The following is a 22,124-nucleotide window of genomic DNA, read 5'->3' on the forward strand; positions in this document are numbered from 1 at the left end:
CCCACCGTCCCGTCAGAGCACGTAGATCAACAGGAACAGTGCAGCGGCCCCTGCACCGATGGCGGCAAACACGTTCCGGGTCCACATCCCCACAACGAGTGTCACAATGGCGGCCCCGACACGGGTGATGTCCGTGCTGCCCCCTTCTCCGGAATAGACCACCAAGGGCGCAACGAGCGCGGGCAGGATGGCAACCGCTGTATAGCGCAAGTGACGCAGCAACCATTCGGGCAGGGGCCGGTCCCCGACAAACCCCAGAAAGGTAAAGCGCAACAGGAAACTACCGATGCCAAGGCTGATGATCACGGTCCATAAGGTCGCAGTGTCTGTCATGGTGCCCGTCCCTTTAGCCAAAGCTCGGCCTGTGCGCCCGCCATCATTCCTGCCGCTCCGGCGATGATCAGCCCGAGCGAATAGGGAACGGCTACCGCCAGCAGCCCGACAATCACCGACACTGTCGCCGCGATCAGATGGGGCAAGGTCCGCACCATGGGGGCAACCATGGACAGGAACGCGATCGGCAGGGCAAAGTCGAGGGGCAGATCGGCAGGCAATTGTGTACCCAGGGCCGCACCGAGATAGCTCATCCCGAACCAGAAGATCATGACGAGCAGGCAGGTGCCAAAATAGTAGGCCATACGCTGCGGTACGGTCAGTTCTGGTGTGGCCTCGAACTTGGCATGGCTCAGGGCATAGCTTTGATCGACCAGCAGATAGGCGGCGAACACGCGCTGCCACAGCGGGGCGCGGCCCAGATAGGGGGTCAGGGCCGCCGAATACATTGCCACGCGCAGGTTCACGGCCAGCGCTGAAAGGATGGCCACGACTGTCGGCGCATCGTTTTCCATTACCTGCAACGCGGTGAACTGCGCGGCCCCTGCAATGACCGCCAGCGAAAAGGTCATCACTTCGAACACGTTCAGCCCGGCTTCGGTTGCAAGCACGCCGAACAGCATGGCAAACGGGCCAGCCACGAAAATAAACGGTGCGCCGTCGCGCACACCCGCCCAAAAAGCGGATTTGGTGGTGGTGATGGGCATGAGGGGGCCTTAGACTATTCGCCAAGACTTACGAACAACCAAGGGGGGATGCAATTGGCACGTGACAGCGATCAAAGCGGATACCTGATTGCACCCGATCCATCGGCGCACCGACTGACGCGCGCCGTAACGGGGTTCGACCACACCGGGGCCGAAACAGAAATCTCGGTGGTCGAGGAACGACCTCTGACCATCTATCTGAACGGGCAGGAAATTGTCACTGCGATGACCATCGGTGACTACCCCGATTACCTGGCGCTTGGTTTCCTGCGGAACCAGCGGATGCTGACCGATGCGGACACCGTGACGCGGGTGGACTATGACGAGGAACTGGAGACGGTTGTTGTTCGCACCGAAAACCCCACCAACCACGAAGACAAGCTTAAGAAAAAGACACGCACCAGTGGCTGCGCTGTGGGCACCGTGTTTGGCGACATGATGGAGGGGCTGGAGGATGTCACGCTGCCACAGGCGCAGGTCCGCACCTCATGGCTCTATGCCCTCAGCGCCGCGATCAACCGTACCCCCTCGCTCTACCTCGAAGCGGGAGCGATCCATGGCACCGTGCTGTGTCATCAGGATCAGCCATTGGTCTACATGGAAGACGTGGGCCGTCATAACGCGGTCGACAAGGTGGCGGGTTGGATGCTGCAAACCCGCGCCGATCCAGCGGACAAAATCCTCTACACCACCGGTCGCCTCACCTCTGAAATGGTGATCAAGACGGCGCTCATGGGCATCCCCGTTCTTGCCTCCCGCTCGGGCTTCACAGCCTGGGGGGTAGAGATCGCGCGCGAAGTGGGTCTGACACTGATCGGACGGATGCGGGGACAGCGCTTTGTCTGCCTGAGCGGAGAAGAGCGCCTGATCCGCGATACCGACCCGGCCAGCGTCAGGGATGAACCCAAGGGCGCAGGTCGCAAGGGGGCCGCGTGACGGATACTCTCACCCTGAACTACACGGTCGATGACGCCACGGCCCGTGACATGGTTGACCGAATGATGCCAGCCCCTGCTGCCATGCAACGGCTCAGCAAAGCAGCGTCCATATCGCTGTCGGCCATCGCGATGATTGTCGGCATGCTCACCGGTTTCGCGATCTCGTTCTACGCCGGGTTGGGCGAAACCGCTTTTGCTATCCTGCCCATCGGTCTTGGCATAGGGTGCGTTGTGGCCTGCTATGTCTGGGTGCGCCGGGTCAACAAGCAGATGCGCCAATCACAAATGGACCTGATGCGCCCGGGCTCTCCTGTCAGCTACACTTTCGACAACTCTGGCTTCCACCTCACAACATGGTGCCAGAACTGGCAGACCAGTTGGGCAGGGGTGACGGACGTCAAGACCTCGGACAAGGGACTGGTGATCATGTGTGGCCTTGTCGGGTTCCTCATCCCTCGCGCTGGGTTGGGCGACCATCCGGATGAGGCCAGCACACAGATCATAGACCTATGGACACAGCACAAATGACCCCACCCCTCGGCGTAATTCTCGCGGGTGGGTTGGCCACGCGTATGGGCGGGGGCGACAAGGGGCTGTTGCAGGCAGGCGGCAAACGCCTGATCGACCACGTGATCGACCGGCTCAGTCCCCAAGTGGCGGGCCTCGCACTCAACGCAAACGGCGACCCGGCCCGCTTTGCCGATCTGAACCTGCCCGTAGTCCCCGACAGCATCGAAGGCTTCGCAGGCCCCCTCGCGGGCGTCCTCGCAGGTCTCGATTGGGCGGCAGAGCAGGGGGCCGACACCATCGTGACCGCCGCCGCCGATACACCGTTCTTTCCCTGTGATCTCGTCCCGCGCCTGCAACTGGCCTCCGAAGGGATGCAGCACCCTCTGGCGCTTGCCGCCACCCCTGATCCCAAGCGGGGGCAGGCGCGGCACCCTACCTTTGGCCTCTGGCCCGTCGCCTTGCGCGATGACCTGCGCGCGGCCCTTCAGGACGGGTTGCGCAAGGTGGTCCTGTGGACCGACAAACATGATGGCCGTACCGCCCTTTTCCCGGACGAGGCGGCATTCTTTAACGTGAACACGCCCGAAGACCTCGTGCGCGCAAAGGACATGGCATGAAAATCTACGGCGTCGTTGGCTGGAAGAATGCGGGCAAGACTGGCCTCATGGAACGTCTCGTGACCGAGATCACAGGGCGCGGTCACTCTGTCTCAACCGTCAAGCACGCACACCATACCTTCGACGTGGACCATCCGGGCAAGGACAGCCACCGCCACCGGGTTGCCGGCGCGTCCGAGGTGCTGCTGTCCTCCCGCAACCGGGTCGCCTTGATGCAGGAGTTGCGGGATCAGGACGAACCGACGCTTGGCCAACTGCTGACCCGGCTCAGCCCGGTCGATCTGGTGCTGGTCGAAGGCTACAAGCGCGATGCCCATCCCAAGGTCGAGGCGCACAGGGCCGAGACGGGCAACCCGCTGATTGCCCCCGGCGATCCCACCATTCGAGCCGTCGCCAGCGATACGGCCCTGACCATGGACCGCCCGGTCTTTGACTTGAACGACACCAATTCCATTGCCGACTTCATCCTGTCCGAGGTCGGTCTTTGACAGGGTTCGACACCATACTTGTCGCTGACTGGTCCGCAGGCAAAAGGCGCCCCGCGCGACCCAGCAAAGACTCCATCTGGCTCGGCATTGCCTGCAACGGCGTGGCCGACACACCCATCTACTGCCGGTCCCGGCAAGAGGCCGAAACCCGGATCAACCAGATCATAGACGACGAAACTGCCGCGGGACGCCGGATGCTTCTGTCGTTCGACTTTCCTTTCGGATACCCGCGCGGCTTTGCCCGCCATATCACGGGTCAGGATGATCCTTTCGCGCTCTGGGACTGGATCAGCGCCCGCATCATCGATGCACCCGATGGCACAAACAATCGCTACGCCGTTGCCGAAGAGCTGAATGCCTTTTTCGACGGTCCCGGCCCATTCTGGGGAAAGCCAAACGACCGTGATTGGCCGGGCGTCCCCTATCGCAAGGCCGGTATTGCCTATGACACAGTGCCCGAACGCCGCAGCTGCGACTTGGCGGCCAAGGCGGCCTCCAGCTGCTTCCAACTGGCGTTCCCGCCCACGGTTGGCGGTCAAATCCTGATGGGCCTGCCCACGCTCAACCGTCTGCGCGCCCGCACCGGTGTCGCTGTCTGGCCCCTCGAAGACTGGACCGATGCACCGGTCGTGTTGGCAGAAATCTGGCCCGGCCTCATCGAACCGGCGGTCAAGGCCACGCAAACGGAGGATATCCGCGATGCCGTGCAGGTGCGCCTGCTGGCCACAGCTCTGTCGCGCCTGCCAGCGGCCACATTGCAGACTTGGATGGCCGACCTGCCGGATGTCGCGCGCGAAGAGGCGTGGATCCTCGGTGCAGGCCACAATGCAGAACTCGTTTCATATGCCGAGGACACAGATGCCGCCGCTTAAAAACGACTGTTTCGCCCTGCCGCCCGGTGTCCACTGGACCCCGGTGGACGAGGCTTTGGCCGACCTGCGCACCCGCTTGTCCTGTGTTGTGGGGGACGAGGTTTTGCCCGTCGCAGACGCGCTTGATCGCATCCTCGCCACTGACATCAATGCCCCACGCGCCCATCCGCCGCTGCCAAACACGGCAGTAGATGGTTACGGGTTCCTTAACGGGCGCGGGGAGGGGGACCACCATATCCCGCTTGTCGCCCAACATATGCCAGCCGGTGCAACCCCCGACGCAAGTGTCCCCGCGGGGACAGCCATTCGTATCCTCACGGGCGCTGCCCTCCCTCCGGGTGTCGACACGGTTATTCTGCAAGAGGATGTGACGGTCGAAGACGGGACCATTCACTTCACCGGGCCTATCAAGCAGGGGGCCAACACGCGCAAGGCAGGCGAGGATGTCGAGGCGGGCGATGTGGTCGCCCGGGCCGGGCGCAGTTTGACGCCTGCGGACCTTGCTCTGCTCTCTGCCGTGGGTGTAGCCGAGGTGTCCGTCCGTCGCCCGCTGCGGGTCGGTATCCTGTCCACCGGGGACGAATTGGTTCAACCGGGCGATGACGCCGGACCGGGTCAGATCTACGATGCGAACCGGCCCATGTTGCGTGGTCTGATTGCACGTCTCGGGCATGTGCCTGTCGATTTGGGCCATGTGATCGATGATCGCGAGGCATTGCGCGCGCGTCTTGATCTGGGCGCAGAACAGGCGGATGTCATCTTCACCAGTGGTGGTGCGTCTGCGGGGGATGCGGATCATGTGTCGGCCTTGTTGAACGAGGCGGGGGCGATGGCGTTGTGGCGCGTGGCGATCAAACCCGGACGCCCTTTGGCCCTGGGAATGTGGCAGGGCAAACCCGTCTTTGGACTGCCGGGAAACCCGGTGGCCGCGATGGTCTGCACACTTGTGTTCGGCGCGCCTGCGCTGTCCCTGTTGGCGGGGGCGGATTGGAAAAATCCGCAGGGGTTCATGGTCCACGCCGGTTTTGCAAAGACCAAGAAGGCCGGACGGCGTGAGTTCCTGCGCGCCCGTATGCGCGAAGGTCAGGTCGAGGTGTTTGCCTCGGAAGGGTCAGGAAGAATCAGTGGGCTCAGCTGGGCCGAGGGGTTGGTCGAGTTGCCAGACGAGGCGATGTCGGTGGAGCAGGGCGACCTTGTGCGCTTTATCCCTTGGGCGGGGTTCGGCGCTTAGTCGAACGTGCCCGCAACGCGGCCCAACAACATGAAGGCGCGGGCAGTGCGGGTGTCACTGAGGGCCGAGATTTCGGCATCCGTGGCCGTCTCGGCAAAGGTGGACACCGTCTGGTCAAAGCGTCGCAGGAAGTGGTGCGCGGCATCGCGGAAGATCGGGTCCTGTTTCATCCGTCCAGCTGACAGTGCCAGAGATGAACGATCCCTTACACCACCGAGCGGAGCCACAGCACGACCGCGTGCGCCTTGTGCAAACTGGCGCCATACTTCGGGTCGGGCGCGGTCAGGGCGCAGGTCGTCCATATAGATGCCGTCCTGGCTGAGCAGGGTCAGGATGTCCTGTGCGGCCTGCACGAGTTTCGAGGTTTCGCGGTCGCGCATGGCTTTGCGCAGAGCGGCGAACCCTTCTTCGTCTTCTGCTGTTTCAGGAAAATTCAGGGCACGGATGAAGTCTTCGGTCGCAAGTGGCGGCGCGATGTCTTCGGCACTGGTGCCGAGTGCCAGAGTCGGTTGGTCGCCACCGGCGGGTTGCGGTTGCGCCGCGGGCTGTTGCGCCGGGGCCTGCTCGCGGCGGCTTTGGAAAGTGGCGAGCGCCGTTTCGGTTTTGCGGGTAGCGGCGGCGATCTCGTCCAGTTTGCGCGCGACGGAGGGCTCGTCGGCCACGTTGCGCCCCTGGTTCTGGGCGATGTAGGCCTGCCGGATCGCGTCGATGGCGGTCTGCAAACGCTGGCTTTCCTCGCGCATCACCTTGCTGGAGCGTGCCGCTGTCGCGGCCACCCAGATCATCGCAATGGGCATGAACACCGCAAGCATCGTGATCAGAAAGCGCAAGCCTTCGCCCGTCCCCGCGGGGTCATCACCAGCCAGCAGGAAATAGGCCGCCGCCCCAACCAGCCAGATCGCGGTCAGGACCAGGGCAGCGATCTCGATCCCTGTAACACCCTCTGCGCTGGGTTTGTCGTAGATACCCAAGGGGGTCGGGCGCGCTTGTGGTTCGGGCTTTTCGGCCATGGCCTCAGCTATAGACGATTTTCAGGACTTCATAGGACTTTTCGCCGCCAGGCGTGCGCACTTCGACGCTGTCGCCCTCTTCCTTGCCGATCAAGGCGCGGGCGATGGGCGATTTTATGTTCAAAAGGCCCTTTTCGATGTTGGCTTCGTACTCACCAACGATCTGATAGGTCTTTTCCTCGTCCGTATCCTCGTCCACCAGCGTCACGGTCGCGCCGAACTTGATGGCCCCCGACAGCTTGGTGGGATCAATCACTTCGGCCAGCGAGATGACACTCTCAAGCTCTTTGATCCGGCCTTCGATAAAGGACTGCTTTTCCTTGGCCGAATGGTATTCCGCGTTCTCGGACAGGTCACCATGTTCGCGCGCCTCGGCGATCGCCTTGATGATCGCAGGGCGTTCTTCGGTCTTGAGGTGCTTCAATTCCGTTTCCAGTGCGGTCGCACCGGCACGGGTCATTGGGATCTTTTCCATTGGCGTCGTCCTAATAACAGGCGGCGGCCCGCGATGGAGCCGCCGTTGTTTGCGATAGGAGATACCTGACCCAATGGGGCGGGGGAATGCAAGGGGGAATGGGGGCCAGCCCCCGTCGCTGCGCGACTCCCCCATGGTATTTTCAGTCGGAAGAAGACTTAGCCATACTGCACGACTTCGTATTCGATGTTGTCGGCGTCGTGGAAATAGAAGCGACGGCCCGGTTCGTAGTCACCGTGGTTGCCAGTTTCAAATCCCTTGGCCTTGATCGCCCTTTCCATCCCGTCGAGGTCATCCGTGACCACGGCCAGATGGTTCAAGCCGCCGACGGTGTTGTAATTGTCATCTGTTGCCTTGCCCGGTGCGCCCGGTGTGTACAGCGCCAGATAGTGCGCGTCGGTTCCCACGTGTACGGTGCGCCCGCCCGCCATCGCGGCTCCGGCCCACCGGATATGCCAGCCAAAGAGGTCGCACATCCATGCTGCGGTCGCATCCGGGTCGGACACGGTGAGATTGGTGTGTTCGAGCATTGCGGGCATGGTCTGGTCCTTTCTTCATGCAGTCTTTCCTTTTCAGGTCGATGAGGGCATCCTGCGACCTCAAGCTGACTTGAGGTCAAGGTTTTTTTCATGGCTGCATCTGAGGGGTTGAGCATTGGCGAAATCGCGGCACGGACAGGGTTGGCCGTGTCGGCTATTCGTTACTATGAGGATGAGGGGTTGGTGGCCCCGTGGCGCAATGCAGGTGGGCAGAGACGGTTTCAGCGTGCCGACATCCGGCGGTTGAGCTTCATCATGGTGGCGCAGCAATTCGGGTTCACCTTGGCCCAGATCAAGGCAGAACTGGACCTGTTGCCACGCCACCGTGCCCCGAACAAGCGGGACTGGGCGCGTATCAGTGTGGAATTTCGGGAAGGTCTGGATGAGCGTATCGCACGGCTGAAAAAGCTGCGCGATACGTTGGATGGGTGCATCGGCTGTGGCTGCCTGAGCCTTGAGGTTTGCGCGCTGTACAATCCGAAGGATACGGCGGCGGACAAGGGGCAGGGGCCGCGCTATCTGATGGGCGATTCCCCGCCCTAGCCGTACATTTGCCCGATGAGCATCGTCGGCGTAACATTGGTGAAATTGGGTAAGTCGGCAAGCACGGGGCCCGCGCTTGCCAGTGTTGCGTCCAGCGCGCCCTTGTCGGCAAAGACAAAGGTGGCAATCGCGTGAAAGCCCGGTGGCGTGTCTGGGCCTCCGGCCAATCCCTTCGTCACGACTTGGCTTTGAATATGCGTGCCCATGTGTTCCGCCACAAGGTTCATGTGGGTCGATTGATAGTAGTTGTCGTCAAACGTGGTACCGTCGCTGACGGGGTAAAGCACTTGCAGGGTCATGGGCATTGTATGGTCCTCGTGTTGCCTGTGACCACCATGCGCGGCTGCACAGATTCGGCAAATCACACAGTCTGATGGTGACGCAAACGTGTCTGGCTGAAAGTGCATGAATTTGCAGCTTCGGTTTGCTTGACGTGATGCGCCGCCACGTCATTTCCCATAACGTGCCGTCGTTTCGTGAATTTTTGATGGATTTTTTCACGAAGACAGTACACCACATTGCGCAAAGCCTATCTGTAGGCTAGCGACACGGAAATTTGCGCAAAGGCGCGGGAGAATAGGGGAGCCGCCACATGGCAGAGATTGAACGCGAAGCGATGGAATATGACGTGGTGATCGTTGGGGCTGGCCCGGCGGGTCTGTCAGCAGCCATTCGTCTCAAGCAGCTGGACGCCGACCTGAACGTGGTTGTGCTGGAGAAGGGGTCGGAAGTGGGCGCCCACATACTGTCCGGCGCGGTACTGGATCCCAGCGGTCTGGACGCGTTGATCCCTGATTGGAAGGAAAAGGGCGCGCCGCTGAACGTGCCGGTCAAGGACGACAATTTCTACATGCTGGGTGAGGCGGGCCAGGTCCGTATTCCCAACGCGCCCATGCCGCCCCTGATGAACAACCACGGCAACTACATCGTCTCGATGGGCAATGTGTGCCGCTGGATGGCCGAGCAGGCCGAGGAGATGGGTGTTGAAATCTTCCCCGGCATGGCCTGTTCCGAGTTGGTCTATGGCGACAACGGTGAAGTGAAGGGTGTTGTGGCCGGTGTGTTCGGCCTGGAGGAAGACGGGTCCATCGGCGAGAATACCGAGCCGGGCATGGAGCTGCACGGCAAGTACGTGTTCCTGTCTGAGGGTGTTCGTGGGTCACTGTCGAAAGAGGTGATTGCCAAGTACGGTCTGAGCGACGGTAAAGAGCCGCAGAAATTCGGCCTTGGCATGAAAGAGATCTGGGAGATTGATCCCGAAAAGCACAAGGAAGGCTCTGTCACCCACACGATGGGTTGGCCGCTTGGGTCGAATGCCGGGGGTGGGTCGTTCATCTATCACCTTGAGAACAATCAGGTTTACGTCGGTTTCGTGGTTCACCTGAACTACAAGAACCCGCACCTGTTCCCCTACATGGAATTCCAGCGTTTCAAGCATCACCCGATGGTGGCGGATCTGCTGAAGGGCGGGAAGCGCGTGGCCTATGGCGCGCGTGCAATCTCCGAAGGTGGGTACCAATCGATGCCCAAGATGGTGGCCCCCGGTGTGGCGCTGCTGGGCTGCTCGGTTGGCATGGTCAACGTCCCGCGCATCAAGGGCAACCACAATGCGATGCTGTCGGGCAAGGCGGCCGCTGAGGCGGCGTTTGACGCGATCCAGGCCGAACGGTCCGGTGACGAGCTGACCGCCTATGAGGCCGAAGTGCGCGAAGGTGCCATTGGCAAGGACCTCAAGAAGGTGCGCAACGTTAAGCCTTTGTGGTCCAAATATGGTCTGACCGCATCGCTGGTGCTGGGCGGCTTCGACATGTGGACCAACACATTGGGTTTTTCGCTGTTTGGCACCGTTGGCCACGGCAAGAGCGATGCCGATGCCACCGAAGAGGCGAGCAAGCACAAGCCCATCGATTATCCCAAGCCTGACGGTACGCTGTCCTTCGATCGGCTGACGAATGTGTCGTTCAGCTTTACCAACCACGAGGAAAGCCAGCCTGCGCACCTGAAGTTGGCGGATGCGGCAGTGCCTGTGAATGTGAACCTTGCAAAATACGCAGGGCCTTCGGCCCGGTATTGTCCTGCTGGCGTCTACGAGTTTGTCGAGGAAGAGGGCAAGGACACGCGCTTTGTCATCAACTTCCAGAACTGCGTGCACTGCAAGACCTGTGACATCAAGGATCCGGCGCAGAACATCAACTGGACCACGCCGCAGGGCGGGGACGGGCCGAACTATCCCAATATGTGATCGGGGCGCGACCAAGCGCACAGTCTGACCAAAAAACGACGCTGGGCTTTGCGCCCGGCGTTTTTTCTGGCACGCAACCGCTGACCATTTCGCGAGGTTGCGTTGCACATGTGCGCAGACGTGCTAGCCTATCGCCCAACAACAGGCAAAAGGCAATGCATTCCGTGATCCGATCGCTTCTTTCCAGTGTCGCTTTGGCCGCCGTACTGGCGGCCACCCCGCATATCGCGTCCGCGCAATCCGTGGCCGGATCGTATCTGGCCGGACGGCACGCTGCGATCACCAGTGATTTCGAAGCCGCGGCCCGGTATTATCAGGCGGCGCTGGCCCGCGATCCGGGGAATGCGGAATTGATGGAGGATGTCATCGTTTCGCAGCTGGCGCTGGGCCGTTTGGATCGCGCCCTGCCCGTCGCACGCATCATCGAAGAGAAGGAAATACGTAGCCAGATCGCGCATATGGCTATCATAGCAGATATGCTGGCGCAGGAAGACTATGCTGGCTATCTCGCGCGCGACACTGAAACGCTGGGTATTGGACCGCTTGTCGATGGGTTGTTGAACGCCTGGGCCCTTGTGGGCATGGAAGACATTGAGGGCGCATTGGCGGCTTTTGACGCCGTGTCCGAACAGCGCGGCGTGCGCGGTTTCGCGTTGTATCACAAGGCGATGGCACTGGCGGGACTGGGGCAGTTCGAAGCCGCGGGCGAGATTTTTGAAGCCGAAGGATCAGGTCCCTTGCAGCAGACCCGACGCGGTGCCATGGCCCGTGCTGAAGTGTTGTCGCAACTGGGGCGCAACGAAGAGGCCATTGCCTCTTTGGAGGCTGCTTTTGGCACCGTCAGTGACCCTGAGCTGGATGCCATGACGCTCGCGCTCGAAGCGGGGGAAACGTTGGCCTTTACCCACATCACTTCGGCCCGGGACGGGATGGCAGAGGTGTTCTATTCGCTGGCAGGTGCGCTGCGGCAGGATGCGGGCGCTGACTACACCCTGCTTTATGGCCGGATTGCACGACACTTGCGGCCCGATCACGTGGACGCGCTGCTGTTGAACGCTGACTTGCTGGAAACGCTGGAACAGTTTGACCTGGCCAACGCTGCCTACAAGCAGGTGCCAGCGGATCATCCGGCGTTCCACGCCGCCGAACTGGGCCGCGCTGCGGCCTTGCGCGAATCTGGCAAACCCGATTCTGCCATCGAAGTGCTTGAGCAACTGGCGAAACGGTTTGGTGATTTGCCGCTGGTCCATTCGACCCTGGGTGATGTGCTGCGTCAGCAAGACAAATTCGAGGAGGCCGTGGCGGCCTATGACCGCGCTTTGGACCTGACTGACCCGGATGACGGTCGTGCCTGGTTCCTGCACTATGCCCGTGCCATTTCACACGAGCGCCTTAAGGAGTGGCCTGACGCCGAAGCGGATTTCAGGCGCGCGTTGGAGTTGAACCCCGGCCAACCGCAAGTGCTGAACTACCTGGGCTATTCACTGGTAGAAAAGCAGATCAAGCTGGATGAAGCGCTTGAGATGATTGAAAAGGCGGTCGAGGCGAGTCCGGACAGTGGCTATATCGTAGACAGCCTTGGCTGGGTTCTGTACCGCCTGGGTCGCTATGACGAGGCGGTGGGCCACATGGAGCGCGCGGTCGAGCTGATGCCGGTTGATCCGGTCGTCAACGACCACTTGGGCGATGTGTACTGGGCTGTTGGCCGTGAACGGGAAGCACGTTTCCAGTGGACGCGTGCCCTGAGTTTTGTCGACCCCGAAGACACGGATGGCGAGGCTGACCCCGACCGAATGCGCCGCAAGCTGGAGGTCGGGCTGGACACTGTGCTGGCCGAAGAAGGTTCGGAACCGTTGCAGGTCGCGAATGGCGATTGAGGTCTTTGCGCCTGCCAAGATCAATCTGACACTGCATGTGACTGGCCAACGCGCGGACGGCTATCACCTGCTCGATTCTCTTGTGGTTTTTGCCGATGTCGGTGATCGGCTGACCATTGACCCTGCGCCACGGATGCGTGTGGACGTATCGGGGCCATTCTCTGTTGGCGTCCCAAGGGATGAACGGAACCTCGTCTGGCGGGCGGCAGAGTTGGCGGGTGTCACCACGCAGATTTCGCTGGAAAAGAACCTGCCCCATGGCGCGGGCATCGGCGGCGGGTCATCTGATGCGGCTGCCGTTCTGCGCGCTCTGGGTGCCGAGGCGCATGCGCTGGTGCTGGGTTCGGATGTTCCGGTCTGCCTGCTGGATGCGCCGCAGCGGATGCGTGGGATTGGAGAGAACGTGGTGCCCGTTGGTGGCGTGCCCGCTTTGCATCTGGTGTTGGTCAATCCGGGCGTTCATGTCCCCACACCAGACGTGTTCAAGCGCTTGAAAAAAAAAGAAAATCCGCCGATGGACGCACATTTGCAATGGTCAGACCGGGCCGCCTTTCTGGCATGGCTGATCGAACAGCGGAACGATCTGCAAGCACCCGCGGCTTCCGGAAATCCGGCGATACTGGCGGCATTGAAGACGCTGAAAGGGGCCGAGCTGGCACGCATGTCCGGATCAGGGTCGACCTGTTTCGGCGTCTATCCCGACGCAGAGACGGTGCGCGATGCGGCTGCGGAGATTGCGGAAAAGCAGCCCCGGTGGTGGGTAGAGGCCGTTACGACGGTTGGGGCTTAGGCGGGGCGATCAATTGATCCGTTCGACGACGTAGTCCGCCAGATCGACCAGCATATCGCGCAGGTCATGCGCGGGCAGGGTGCCGAGTGAAGCCTTGGCCTTGTCCGCCCATGCGATGGCATCGCGCTTTGTCTCTTCCAGCGCATTGTGCTTGTGCAAAAGGTCCAGCGCGTGGTCGAGGTCGCCGTCGTCCTGCTGCCCCTTTTCGATGGTGCGTGACCAGAAGGCACGTTCTTCCGCACTCGCCTTGGCGACAGCCTTGATCACCGGCAGCGTCAGCTTGCGTTCGCGGAAATCGTCGCCCACATTTTTGCCCGTGGCCGAGGATTGGCCCTGGTAGTCCAACAGGTCATCGACAATCTGGAAAGCGATGCCAAGCGCGTCGCCATAGTCGAACAGGGCCCGCGTCGTCGCTTCGTCCTTGCCAGCGATCACGCCCCCCACTTCCATGGCGGCGGAGAAGAGGGCTGCTGTCTTGCCCCGCACCACCTGAAGGTAGATTGCTTCGTCCGTGGCAAGGTCTTGCGCCGCCGTCATTTGCAGCACTTCGCCTTCGGCAATGGTGGCGGCCGCGTCTGACAAGATGCGCAGGACAGCAATGTTGCCGGTTTCGGTCATCAGCTGGAAGCTGCGGGCGAACAGGTAGTCGCCGACCAGAACCGAAGATTTGTTGTCCCACAGCAGATTTGCGGTGGGCCGTCCGCGCCGCTGAGCGCTTTCGTCGACGACATCGTCATGCAGCAGCGTGGCCGTGTGGATGAATTCGACCGTGGCAGCGAGGTGCACGTGGTAGGGGCCGGGATAGCCGCACAGATGGGCTGACGCGAGCGTGAGCATGGGCCTTAGCCGTTTGCCGCCTGCTTCAACCAGGTGGCGGGTCACCTCGGGGATGCGCGGCGCGTGTTTCGAAGCCATACGGTCGCGGATCAGGTCGTTTACACCCTCTAGATCCGCCGCAAGATAATCCGCCAGCCGGTCATGCGGCTTTGCGATTGTGGACGCGTCCATCACTTTCCCCATAGCACCCCTCGACAGATAGGCCGGTGTGCCCCTACATCCATGATATGAAGGAACTTTTGCGCAGCACCGACCCGACGATCATCGCCTTTGCCTCCGCCCTTCTTGAGGGCGAGGATATAGACTGCTTTCAGATGGACGTAAATATGAGCATCCTCGAAGGTGGGATCGGAATTTTCCCCCGCAGGCTGATGGTGCGGGAGGATGACTATGACGCTGCCTTGCGCGTTGTGACCGACAATGACATCGACCTTGGACGCTGACCTGACCCACGATGCCTTTCTGGGCGGGCGATTGCACCTGTGGCAACCGCGCCATGGGTATCGCGCGGGCGTTGACCCCGTGCTTTTGGCGGCCTCGGTGCCGGCAAAGGCCGGGCAATCCGTGTTGGATCTGGGATGTGGTGTGGGCGCTGCGGCATTGTGTCTTGGTGCACGAGTGCCCGGGCTGGAGCTGGTGGGTGTCGAGCGGCAGGCTGACTATGCCGAACTTGCTGTTCGGAATGGATTACAGGCTCATACGGCTGACCTGACTGATATGCCCGCAGACCTGCGGGATCGCAGCTTTGATCATGTTCTGGCCAATCCTCCGTATTTCGATCGGGCGGCGGGCCATGTGGCCGAGGATTCGGGGCGCGAGGCGGCGCGTGGTGTCGAAACGCCCGTTGCAGCCTGGATCGATGCAGCCGCTCGCAGGTTGCGACACAAGGGGTATCTGCACATTATACACCGGGCCGAACGGGTGCCGGACCTATTGGCCGGTGCTGCGGGGCGGTTAGGGAGCCCGGAGATCTGGCCCCTTTGTCCACGGGTCGGAAAGGCGGCAGAATTGGTGATTTTCCGGGCACGTAAGAATGGGCGCGCAGATTTTCGCCTGCATTTTCCAGTCATATTGCACGAGGGTGCGCGACATGAACGGGATGGCGAAAGCTATACCCATGAAATTCAGTCGGTTTTACGTGATGGGGCTGCTCTGCACCTTTAATCGGACGTTGACCATACATACATTTTGTAGGTCCACATGCTGCGCCTGCGGCGTGACTTATGTGCAAAGCTGTGCTTGGCTGTGGAGGCAACTTTATCAGCAAGGAGGACTGCATGAGCGTGATCGCCCATCTCGAAGAGTTGAAAAAGAAGCACCAGACCCTGAGTGATCAGGTTGAGACGGCCCAACGATCGCCGGGCGTGGATCAGATGGAAGTGGCCACCATGAAAAAGCAGAAGCTGAAACTGAAAGAGGAAATTACCCGACTATCGAGTTAGGGCACACCCTTCAGGCTGGCGCGGGCTGCCAGGAGCGCTCCGCCAGTGATCAGGAAGGCCGCAAGGGCCAGTGACCAACTGGGCGCAGCAACGCCAGCCAGTACCAGGACGACAGTTGACAAGAGCGGCGCCGCATAGGATGCGGTGCCGAGCATCTGGATGTCGCCGCGTTTCACGCCGATGTCCCAGACGTAGAAGGCAAGCCCAACTGGGCCAAGGCCCAGCAGAATGGCGCTTGACCATCCCAACCCGCCCGATGGCCAGACCGTTTCTTCAAAAATCAGATGCATGGGCAGCGACAGAATGGCGCTCGCAACGCAGAACACCGCGACAGAGGCGGTCGGGACAGTGCCAAAACGGCGCGACAGGACGGAATAGCTGGACCACGTGACCGCACAGGCCATGGCAAGCAGATAGCCGGGCAGGGCCACCGCATCGAAACCTGCGGCCCCACCGGTCACGATCAGCGCCGCCCCTGCAAAGCCGACCAATGCTCCAAACACGTGACCCGCGCGGAGCGTTTCGCCCGGCAGAAGGCCGGAAAACAGAACAATCAACAGCGGCCAGAGATAGGCGATCAGGCTCGCTTCGGCCGCAGGGGCGAGTCGCAATGCCGAAAAGTACAATGCGTGATAGCCAAACAGTCCCACTGTGCCCATGAGATAGACATGCAAGGGCACGGCCTTCAGTTGGCCCAGACCACCGCTGGCCGCGGTCCAGATCAGGCCGAGCGTGCCGCCGATGGCAAAACACAGCGCGTTCAACAAAAAGGGCGGTGTGGGGGCCGAGCCAACGGTCAGGAGCGCCAGAACACCCCAAAGCAACACGGCTACAAATCCGACAAGGGTCGCGGTCGTGCGTGTCATTCGGTTTGGAAATCAGAAGAAGGTTTGCGGATCATGCTATCGGTGATGTGACTGGTCTTGTTCGTCTCGGCAATCATCCAGTCGAGAAATGCGGCAATATGGGGCCGTGTTTCTGCCCCCTGTGCACACAAAAACCGAAAGCGCACCCCGGTGTCCAGAGCGTTTGGCCAGGGAGCGACAAGGCGCCCATCATGCAAATCCTTGACAACAAGGGACCGGCGACCCAAGGCCACGCCCATGCCAGCCAAAGCAGCATCGACGGCGTGGTCGGCCTGACTGAACCGAACGCCATGGGTCGGCGCAAAGTCAATGTCCATCATGCGAAACCATGTGGGCCAGTTGGCGCTTGGGCGGATACCGGCGATACTGTCGTCAAAGATCAGCGGCGCTTCTTTCAGGCTTTCCGGTGATGGGTATTTCGCTGCCAGTTCCGGTGTCATCACTGGGCAGATCCACTCTTTTGCAAGCAACTTGCTGAACATGTCCTCGTCCTTGCCCGTCCCAAAACGGATGGCGACATCGACACCATCACGGTTGAGGTCAACCATCTTCAGGGATGCTGAAAACCGCAATTCGATCTCTGGATGCGCTTGCGCAAAATCATAGAGTCGGGGCGCGAGCCATTTGGCGGTAAACGCGGGGCCAGCTGTAACGGTCAATGTTCCCGTGTCCAATGTCCGCTCAGCAGCGCGCCATGCAGCAGCGAGGGCTTGGAACCCATCGGCCATACCGGGAGCCATGGCCCGACCGGCTTCCGTCAGTTCAACCGCGCGGTTCAGGCGGTGAAATACCTGGGTGCCCAGATGCTCCTCAAGCGATTTGATCTGAAAACTGAGGGCTGCCGGTGTGACGTTCAACTCTTCTGCGGCCTTCGCGAAAGACATGTGGCGGGCTGCGGCATCAAATGCGCGCAAGGCGGTGAGAGGGGGGAGGCGATCGGGCATATTCACTTAAGTATTACTTAAGTGAGGGCAGGGAAAGTCTCGTTTGTCGGTTTTATCAAAAGGGCGCATATTCGACTCAATTCAGAAACGCTGACCTAGGAGAGGACGCCGACCATGTTTGAGACATCTGCACACCCCGCCATCCGCCAAGGTTTGGAACGCGCTCACGCAGAGCGTGGTGCAGCCCTTGTAAATGCGTTGAACTGGCTTTTTGGGGGCAAAGCTTCCCGCTGATGCGCGCGCGGCATCTTACGGGATAAAGAGGGGCCGGTGCGTTACTGCACCGGCCCTTTTTCATGTCGAAATGGATGGGCGTCAGACGAAGAATTGTGCGCCGTTTGCCGAAATGGTCGAGCCGTTGATAAAGCCCGACTCGTCGGAGGCGAGGAAGACCACGCAGCGCGCGATCTCTTCCGGTTCACCCAAGCGGCCCGCCGGGATCTGGGCAACGATGCTGTCACGCACTTTTTCAGGCACGGCCATGACCATTTCCGTTGCGATGTAGCCAGGGCAGATCGCGTTGGCAGTGATGCCAGCCCGCGCGCCTTCCTGGGCCAGCGATTTCACGATGCCCAGATCGCCCGCCTTGGTCGCGGCATAATTCACCTGTGCGAACTGACCCTTTTGACCGTTGATCGATGAGATGACGATCACGCGGCCGAACTTGCGTTCGCGCATACCGGGCCAGAGTGGGTGCACGGTGTTGAACACACCCGTGAGGTTGGTGTCGATGACCTGGTTCCACTGCTCCGGTGTCATTTTGTGGAAAGGGGCGTCGCGCGTGATACCCGCGTTTGCAACGACGATTTCGATGGAGCCGAGATCCGCTTCGACCTGTGCGAGGCCGGCTTTCGATTCTTCGTAGTCCGCCACGTTCCATTTGTAGGTCTTGATGCCGGTCTCGTCTGTGAACTTGGCAGCGGCTTCGTCATTGCCGGCGTATGTTGCGGCGACAGTGTATCCAGCGTCTTTCAGGGCTTTCGAGATGGCCTCGCCGATACCGCGGGAACCGCCGGTGACAAGTGCTACACGGGACATGGGGAGAACTCCTTTTGGGTGCGTTTCGCATTGTTTCGCTCAAATGCAGTTCGGGCGCAACAATATTACACGCCTACTTTGGTCCTGAACGAATTTTGATGGGGGAGGGGTAGGCGGTGCCGTGTGACACCGCCTTGATCTGGATCAGTCGCGCTCAAGGCACATGGCAACGCCCATGCCGCCACCGATGCAGAGCGTGGCGAGGCCTTTCTTGGCGTCGCGGCGCTTCATTTCGAAAAGCAGGGTGTTGAGGATGCGCGCGCCCGAGGCACCGATGGGGTGGCCGATGGCGATGGCGCCGCCGTTCACATTCACGATCTCCGGGTTCCAGCCCATGTCCTTGTTCACGGCACAGGCTTGGGCGGCAAAGGCTTCGTTGGCTTCCACGAGGTCGAGGTCTTCGGGCTTCCAGCCGGCTTTCTCCAATGCTTTGCGCGACGCGTAGATCGGGCCGACGCCCATGATCGACGGATCGAGGCCGACGGTGGCGTAGCTGGCAATGCGCGCCAGAGGCTCGATCCCGCGCTTCTCAGCATTCTCTGCGCTCATCAGCAGCGCGGCGGCCGCTCCGTCGTTCAGGCCCGAGGCGTTGGCCGCCGTGACCGACCCGTCCTTGGTGAAGGCGGGGCGCAGTTTCTGCATGGCTTCCATGTTGGCGCCGTGACGGATGTATTCATCGCTGTCGACCACGATGTCGCCCTTGCGTGTTTTTACGGTGAAGGCGGTGATTTCATCGCCGAACTTGCCAGCCTTTTGCGCGGCTTCGGCCTTGTTCTGCGAGGCAACGGCGAATTCGTCCTGCATGTCACGGGTGATCTGCCACTGGTCGGCAACATTCTCTGCCGTCTGGCCCATGTGGTAGCCGTTGAAGGCGTCCCACAGACCATCACGGATCATCGTATCGATGTATTTCATGTCGCCCATCTTGTGACCGGCGCGCAGGGCAGCGGCGTGGGGGCTGAGCGTCATGTTTTCCTGACCGCCTGCCGCGACGATGTCGGCGTCACCCAGTGCGATATGCTGAGCGCCAAGAGCGACGGCGCGCAGGCCCGAGCCGCAAACCTGGTTGATGGACCATGCTGCGCTTTCCTTGGGCAGGCCCGCGTTGACATGCGCCTGACGGGCCGGGTTTTGGCCCTGTGCGGCGGTCAGCACCTGCCCCAGGATGGTTTCGGAAACCTCGGATTTGTCGATGCCTGCGCGGTCGACAATCGCTTCCAGAACGGTTGCGCCAAGATCATGGGCGGGGGTGTTGGCAAATGAGCCACCAAAGCTGCCAACGGCAGTCCGGGCGGCCGAAGCGATGACGATGTTGGTCATAGGGTCGGGGTCCTCTGTCAGTTTCCTTGAGGATCACTCCGAGACTTTGCACGTCAGTGCGGGCCCCAGAATGATCCCGCGCTGCGTGTGCAGTATCGGATTCGCTGTGAGGCGACAACGGACGTTATGTCTCAGGCCCGCATACCCGCTGTTTGATTGCTTGCGTCCTTGCCGAACAGCCAGTCGGGGCGCACCTGAGGGGCCTGGAAGTAGAACCCTTGCAAGCAATCAACACCCATCTGGGTCAGCATCTCGACATCTTCCTGTTGCTCAACCCCCTCGGCCACGACCAACATGTCGAAATGGTGCCCGATCTGGATGATTGCAGCGGTCAGGGCCTGTGTGTCCGGGTCATCTGCGATGCCATTGCAGAACTGCATGTCTATTTTAAGCACGTCAAAGAAGAAATCCTTGAAGTAGCGCAGGGCGGTGTAGCCGGCCCCGAAATCATCAAGCGCAAAGCAGATACCCTTGGCGCTGAGGCGATCCATGAAGTCCACGACCAGTTCAGGCTGGTCCATGGCTGACCCTTCGGTAATCTCAAGGATCAGCCGTTCGCCGACTGACGGGTCCTTCTTCAGCCAGTGGTTCAGGGTGTTCATCCAAGGCTGGTAGCCGATGGAACGGGCAGACATATTGATCGACAAGCGGATGGAGGGGTGTTCGTGCAATGTACGCAACCCCATTTTCAGTGCGACTACGTCGATCTCACGCCCCAACTCCGCACGCTCGACAACGGGCATGAAATCCTTGGCCGGGATGATGCGTCCAGTGTCATCCATGACCCTGATAAGTCCCTCGTAAAAGCCGATGCGGGACGGGTCGTTGGCGATGACCACTGGTTGGAATGCGAGTAACGTCTGCTGATGCTTCACCGCCTGTTCGACCATCGACAGCGTGCTGCGATCACGTGACGACACCGCAGCATTTAGCGGGCTGTCCGCCCCAGCGGGCACGTTCGAGAACCGGTGTTTCGTCATGGGTTGGCAGCGACCCTTGTGCTTGAAAACTGCTGTCAGCATTGCGTGCAAGCTGTAAAAACAGTCTTAATGTTTGCATTTTGTTCCAATTTTAGTTGTTAATCAAAACGGGGAGGATCTGGCATGTTGCACCGCTGTGGATGGGAAGGGGACGCCCCCGATTACGTGGCCTATCACGACACCGAATGGGGAGTGCCGGAACATGATGCACGGGCACTGTGGGAGAAGCTGATCCTTGATGGTTTCCAGGCCGGCTTGAGCTGGATCACCATCCTGCGCAAGCGCGATGCGTTTCGTGCGGCCTTTGCAGATTTTGATCCGGCGATCGTTGCCGAATGGGGCGAAGAGGACGTGCAACGCCTTTTGGCCAATCCCGGCATCATCCGGCACCGGGGCAAGATCGAAGCCACGATCAGCAATGCGCGCGCCTATCTCGAGGTTAATGAGACCGTCGGCTTCGATAAATTTCTATGGAACTATGTGGACGGCTCGCCGCTTCAGACCAATTTTGCCAGCCGCGATCAGGTCCCTCCGAAAACCAAGTTGAGCGAACAGGTGTCGAAGGATTTGCGGGCCAAAGGCTTCAAGTTTGTCGGTCCCACGATCGTCTATGCGTTCATGGAAGCGACCGGGTTGGTCAATGACCACATCACGCCCTGTTTCCGCCATGCTGAATGCGCCGCCATGGCTGGGCCGAGCTAGCCGTTGACTCTACCGATTCTCGTCGTATAAGCGCGGCTTCATTGGTGTTGGTGGCCTTCGCAAGAAGATCCCTGTCGTCCTGGCCAAATCCGGGGAGAGGACAACGCCCTTCGAACGCGCGCTTCATCCCGAAAAGTGGGAACCGGTTTTCGGACAAGATGAAGCGGCAAGAAACTGAACGAAGGAGATCAGCCGTGACAAAACGCACGTCTGCCAAGTACAAGATCGATCGCCGCATGGGCGAAAATATTTGGGGTCGCCCCAAATCCCCCGTCAACCGTCGTGAATATGGCCCCGGCCAGCACGGTCAGCGCCGCAAGGGCAAGCTGTCCGACTTCGGTATCCAGCTGCGCGCCAAGCAGAAGCTGAAAGGCTACTACGGCGACCTGACTGAAAAGCAGTTCCGCCGCATCTATGCCGAAGCGGTCCGTGTGGGCGGTGACACCGGTGAAAACCTTGTCGGTCTGCTGGAGCGTCGCCTGGACGCCGTTGTGTACCGCGCGAAATTCGTGGCGACTGTCTTTGCCGCACGTCAGTTCGTGAACCACGGCCACGTCAAAGTGAACGGTCGCAAGGTCAATATCCCCTCCTACCGCGTGAAAGAGGGCGACGTGATCGAGGTGCGTGACCGGTCCAAGCAACTGGCCGTTCTTCTGGAGGCAACCCAACTGCCGGAGCGTGATGTGCCTGACTACATCGACGCCGACCACTCGAAAATGACAGCCACCTTCACCCGCACCCCCACATTGGGCGACGTGCCATACCCGGTGATGATGGAACCAAACCTGGTCGTCGAATTCTACGCGAAAAACTAAGGCGCCGC

The 22,124-nt window shown here is 60.6% G+C and carries 27 protein-coding genes; 15 read left to right on the forward strand and 12 right to left on the reverse strand.

Annotation, left to right across the window (positions count from 1 at the left end; translation table 11 throughout):
- Positions 1–12: 12 nt before the first annotated feature.
- A complete protein-coding gene (locus tag IE087_RS10955) occupies positions 13–333 on the reverse strand; it encodes an AzlD domain-containing protein (RefSeq protein ID WP_189369391.1) in 321 nt (106 codons plus the stop codon).
- Positions 330–1,040 carry an AzlC family ABC transporter permease gene (locus IE087_RS10960; RefSeq protein WP_189369392.1) on the reverse strand — a complete coding sequence of 237 codons (711 nt, stop codon included), beginning with the start codon at positions 1,038–1,040 and terminating at the stop codon, positions 330–332. The genes IE087_RS10955 and IE087_RS10960 overlap by 4 nt, the downstream gene beginning before the upstream one ends.
- Before the next feature lie 48 nt (positions 1,041–1,088).
- Here IE087_RS10960 and IE087_RS10965 point away from each other — a divergent pair, with 48 nt between their 5' ends.
- The 6 genes from IE087_RS10965 to IE087_RS23730 are packed head-to-tail and all read left to right on the forward strand — an operon-like array spanning position 1,089 to position 5,696.
- Entirely contained in the window at positions 1,089–1,976 is an 888-nt protein-coding gene (locus IE087_RS10965; RefSeq protein ID WP_189369393.1) for a formate dehydrogenase accessory sulfurtransferase FdhD, read from the forward strand.
- Complete coding sequence (locus IE087_RS10970) at positions 1,973–2,506, forward strand: hypothetical protein (protein WP_189369394.1); 534 nt, start codon at positions 1,973–1,975, stop codon at positions 2,504–2,506. The genes IE087_RS10965 and IE087_RS10970 overlap by 4 nt, the downstream gene beginning before the upstream one ends.
- A complete protein-coding gene (gene mobA / locus IE087_RS10975; RefSeq protein ID WP_189369395.1) occupies positions 2,503–3,105 on the forward strand; it encodes a molybdenum cofactor guanylyltransferase MobA in 603 nt (200 codons plus the stop codon). Before IE087_RS10970 ends, mobA begins: the two co-directional genes overlap by 4 nt.
- On the forward strand, positions 3,102–3,593 hold the full coding sequence (mobB, locus tag IE087_RS10980) for a molybdopterin-guanine dinucleotide biosynthesis protein B (RefSeq protein WP_189369396.1): 492 nt from the start codon (positions 3,102–3,104) through the stop codon (positions 3,591–3,593). The genes mobA and mobB overlap by 4 nt, the downstream gene beginning before the upstream one ends.
- Positions 3,590–4,465, forward strand: coding sequence for a molybdopterin guanine dinucleotide synthesis (locus IE087_RS23725; RefSeq protein ID WP_189369397.1), 876 nt, complete (start codon positions 3,590–3,592; stop codon positions 4,463–4,465). The genes mobB and IE087_RS23725 overlap by 4 nt, the downstream gene beginning before the upstream one ends.
- Positions 4,452–5,696, forward strand: a complete 1,245-nt coding sequence (locus IE087_RS23730; RefSeq protein WP_308425457.1) for a molybdopterin-binding protein — start codon at positions 4,452–4,454, stop codon at positions 5,694–5,696. Before IE087_RS23725 ends, IE087_RS23730 begins: the two co-directional genes overlap by 14 nt.
- Here the strand turns inward: IE087_RS23730 and IE087_RS10995 are convergent.
- The 3 genes from IE087_RS10995 to IE087_RS11005 all read right to left on the reverse strand — a co-directional run bounded on the left by IE087_RS10995 (position 5,693) and on the right by IE087_RS11005 (position 7,720).
- Positions 5,693–6,706 (reverse strand): hypothetical protein, encoded by a 1,014-nt coding sequence (locus IE087_RS10995; RefSeq protein WP_189369399.1) that lies wholly within the window; start codon positions 6,704–6,706, stop codon positions 5,693–5,695. The genes IE087_RS23730 and IE087_RS10995 overlap by 4 nt on opposite strands.
- Positions 6,707–6,710: 4 nt before the next feature.
- Positions 6,711–7,181 (reverse strand): transcription elongation factor GreA, encoded by a 471-nt coding sequence (gene greA / locus IE087_RS11000; protein WP_189369400.1) that lies wholly within the window; start codon positions 7,179–7,181, stop codon positions 6,711–6,713.
- A 158-nt stretch (positions 7,182–7,339) separates the two neighbouring features.
- Positions 7,340–7,720: a VOC family protein gene (locus IE087_RS11005; protein ID WP_189369401.1), complete on the reverse strand. Its 381-nt coding sequence runs from the start codon at positions 7,718–7,720 to the stop codon at positions 7,340–7,342.
- A gap of 90 nt (positions 7,721–7,810) precedes the next feature.
- Between IE087_RS11005 and soxR the strand changes: the two genes are divergently transcribed.
- A complete protein-coding gene (soxR, locus tag IE087_RS11010) occupies positions 7,811–8,263 on the forward strand; it encodes a redox-sensitive transcriptional activator SoxR (RefSeq protein ID WP_189369402.1) in 453 nt (150 codons plus the stop codon).
- Here the strand turns inward: soxR and IE087_RS11015 are convergent.
- On the reverse strand, positions 8,260–8,568 hold the full coding sequence (locus IE087_RS11015; RefSeq protein WP_189369403.1) for an EthD family reductase: 309 nt from the start codon (positions 8,566–8,568) through the stop codon (positions 8,260–8,262). The two genes, soxR and IE087_RS11015, sit on opposite strands and share 4 nt — an antisense overlap.
- Positions 8,569–8,855: 287 nt before the next feature.
- Here IE087_RS11015 and IE087_RS11020 point away from each other — a divergent pair, with 287 nt between their 5' ends.
- The 3 genes from IE087_RS11020 (at position 8,856) to IE087_RS11030 (ending at position 13,172) form a co-directional block, all read left to right on the forward strand.
- The gene (locus IE087_RS11020) at positions 8,856–10,505 is read left to right on the forward strand and encodes an electron transfer flavoprotein-ubiquinone oxidoreductase (RefSeq protein ID WP_189369404.1); all 1,650 of its coding nucleotides are present in this window, start codon (positions 8,856–8,858) and stop codon (positions 10,503–10,505) included.
- A gap of 155 nt (positions 10,506–10,660) precedes the next feature.
- A complete protein-coding gene (locus IE087_RS11025) occupies positions 10,661–12,382 on the forward strand; it encodes a tetratricopeptide repeat protein (protein ID WP_189369405.1) in 1,722 nt (573 codons plus the stop codon).
- Positions 12,372–13,172, forward strand: coding sequence for a 4-(cytidine 5'-diphospho)-2-C-methyl-D-erythritol kinase (locus IE087_RS11030; RefSeq protein WP_189369406.1), 801 nt, complete (start codon positions 12,372–12,374; stop codon positions 13,170–13,172). Before IE087_RS11025 ends, IE087_RS11030 begins: the two co-directional genes overlap by 11 nt.
- 9 nt (positions 13,173–13,181) lie before the next feature.
- On the opposite strand, the gene IE087_RS11035 is transcribed toward IE087_RS11030, so the two are convergent.
- Positions 13,182–14,180 (reverse strand): polyprenyl synthetase family protein, encoded by a 999-nt coding sequence (locus IE087_RS11035; RefSeq protein WP_189369407.1) that lies wholly within the window; start codon positions 14,178–14,180, stop codon positions 13,182–13,184.
- A 56-nt stretch (positions 14,181–14,236) separates the two neighbouring features.
- Here IE087_RS11035 and IE087_RS11040 point away from each other — a divergent pair, with 56 nt between their 5' ends.
- The 3 genes from IE087_RS11040 to IE087_RS11050 all read left to right on the forward strand — a co-directional run bounded on the left by IE087_RS11040 (position 14,237) and on the right by IE087_RS11050 (position 15,451).
- A complete protein-coding gene (locus tag IE087_RS11040) occupies positions 14,237–14,452 on the forward strand; it encodes a putative signal transducing protein (RefSeq protein ID WP_189369408.1) in 216 nt (71 codons plus the stop codon).
- A complete protein-coding gene (locus IE087_RS11045) occupies positions 14,430–15,173 on the forward strand; it encodes a tRNA1(Val) (adenine(37)-N6)-methyltransferase (protein ID WP_189369409.1) in 744 nt (247 codons plus the stop codon). The genes IE087_RS11040 and IE087_RS11045 overlap by 23 nt, the downstream gene beginning before the upstream one ends.
- Positions 15,174–15,286: 113 nt before the next feature.
- Positions 15,287–15,451, forward strand: coding sequence for a YdcH family protein (locus tag IE087_RS11050; protein WP_189369410.1), 165 nt, complete (start codon positions 15,287–15,289; stop codon positions 15,449–15,451).
- On the opposite strand, the gene yddG is transcribed toward IE087_RS11050, so the two are convergent.
- The 5 genes from yddG to IE087_RS11075 all read right to left on the reverse strand — a co-directional run bounded on the left by yddG (position 15,448) and on the right by IE087_RS11075 (position 20,641).
- On the reverse strand, positions 15,448–16,317 hold the full coding sequence (yddG, locus tag IE087_RS11055) for an aromatic amino acid exporter YddG (protein WP_189369411.1): 870 nt from the start codon (positions 16,315–16,317) through the stop codon (positions 15,448–15,450). The two genes, IE087_RS11050 and yddG, sit on opposite strands and share 4 nt — an antisense overlap.
- Entirely contained in the window at positions 16,314–17,261 is a 948-nt protein-coding gene (gene gcvA / locus IE087_RS11060; RefSeq protein ID WP_189369412.1) for a transcriptional regulator GcvA, read from the reverse strand. The genes yddG and gcvA overlap by 4 nt, the downstream gene beginning before the upstream one ends.
- Before the next feature lie 315 nt (positions 17,262–17,576).
- Positions 17,577–18,299, reverse strand: coding sequence for an acetoacetyl-CoA reductase (phbB, locus tag IE087_RS11065; RefSeq protein ID WP_189369413.1), 723 nt, complete (start codon positions 18,297–18,299; stop codon positions 17,577–17,579).
- Positions 18,300–18,443: 144 nt separating this feature from the next.
- Positions 18,444–19,619, reverse strand: coding sequence for an acetyl-CoA C-acetyltransferase (locus IE087_RS11070; RefSeq protein ID WP_189369414.1), 1,176 nt, complete (start codon positions 19,617–19,619; stop codon positions 18,444–18,446).
- A 131-nt stretch (positions 19,620–19,750) separates the two neighbouring features.
- A complete protein-coding gene (locus IE087_RS11075; RefSeq protein WP_229801354.1) occupies positions 19,751–20,641 on the reverse strand; it encodes an EAL domain-containing protein in 891 nt (296 codons plus the stop codon).
- 81 nt (positions 20,642–20,722) lie between these two features.
- Between IE087_RS11075 and IE087_RS11080 the strand changes: the two genes are divergently transcribed.
- Together IE087_RS11080 and rpsD are read left to right on the forward strand one after the other, a co-directional pair.
- Positions 20,723–21,301, forward strand: coding sequence for a DNA-3-methyladenine glycosylase I (locus IE087_RS11080; RefSeq protein ID WP_189369416.1), 579 nt, complete (start codon positions 20,723–20,725; stop codon positions 21,299–21,301).
- Positions 21,302–21,495: 194 nt separating this feature from the next.
- Positions 21,496–22,116: a 30S ribosomal protein S4 gene (gene rpsD / locus IE087_RS11085; protein ID WP_189369417.1), complete on the forward strand. Its 621-nt coding sequence runs from the start codon at positions 21,496–21,498 to the stop codon at positions 22,114–22,116.
- Positions 22,117–22,124: the final 8 nt, after the last annotated feature.

Origin of the sequence: Tateyamaria omphalii (assembly GCF_014651375.1) — a bacterium.
GTDB lineage: Bacteria > Pseudomonadota > Alphaproteobacteria > Rhodobacterales > Rhodobacteraceae > Tateyamaria > Tateyamaria omphalii.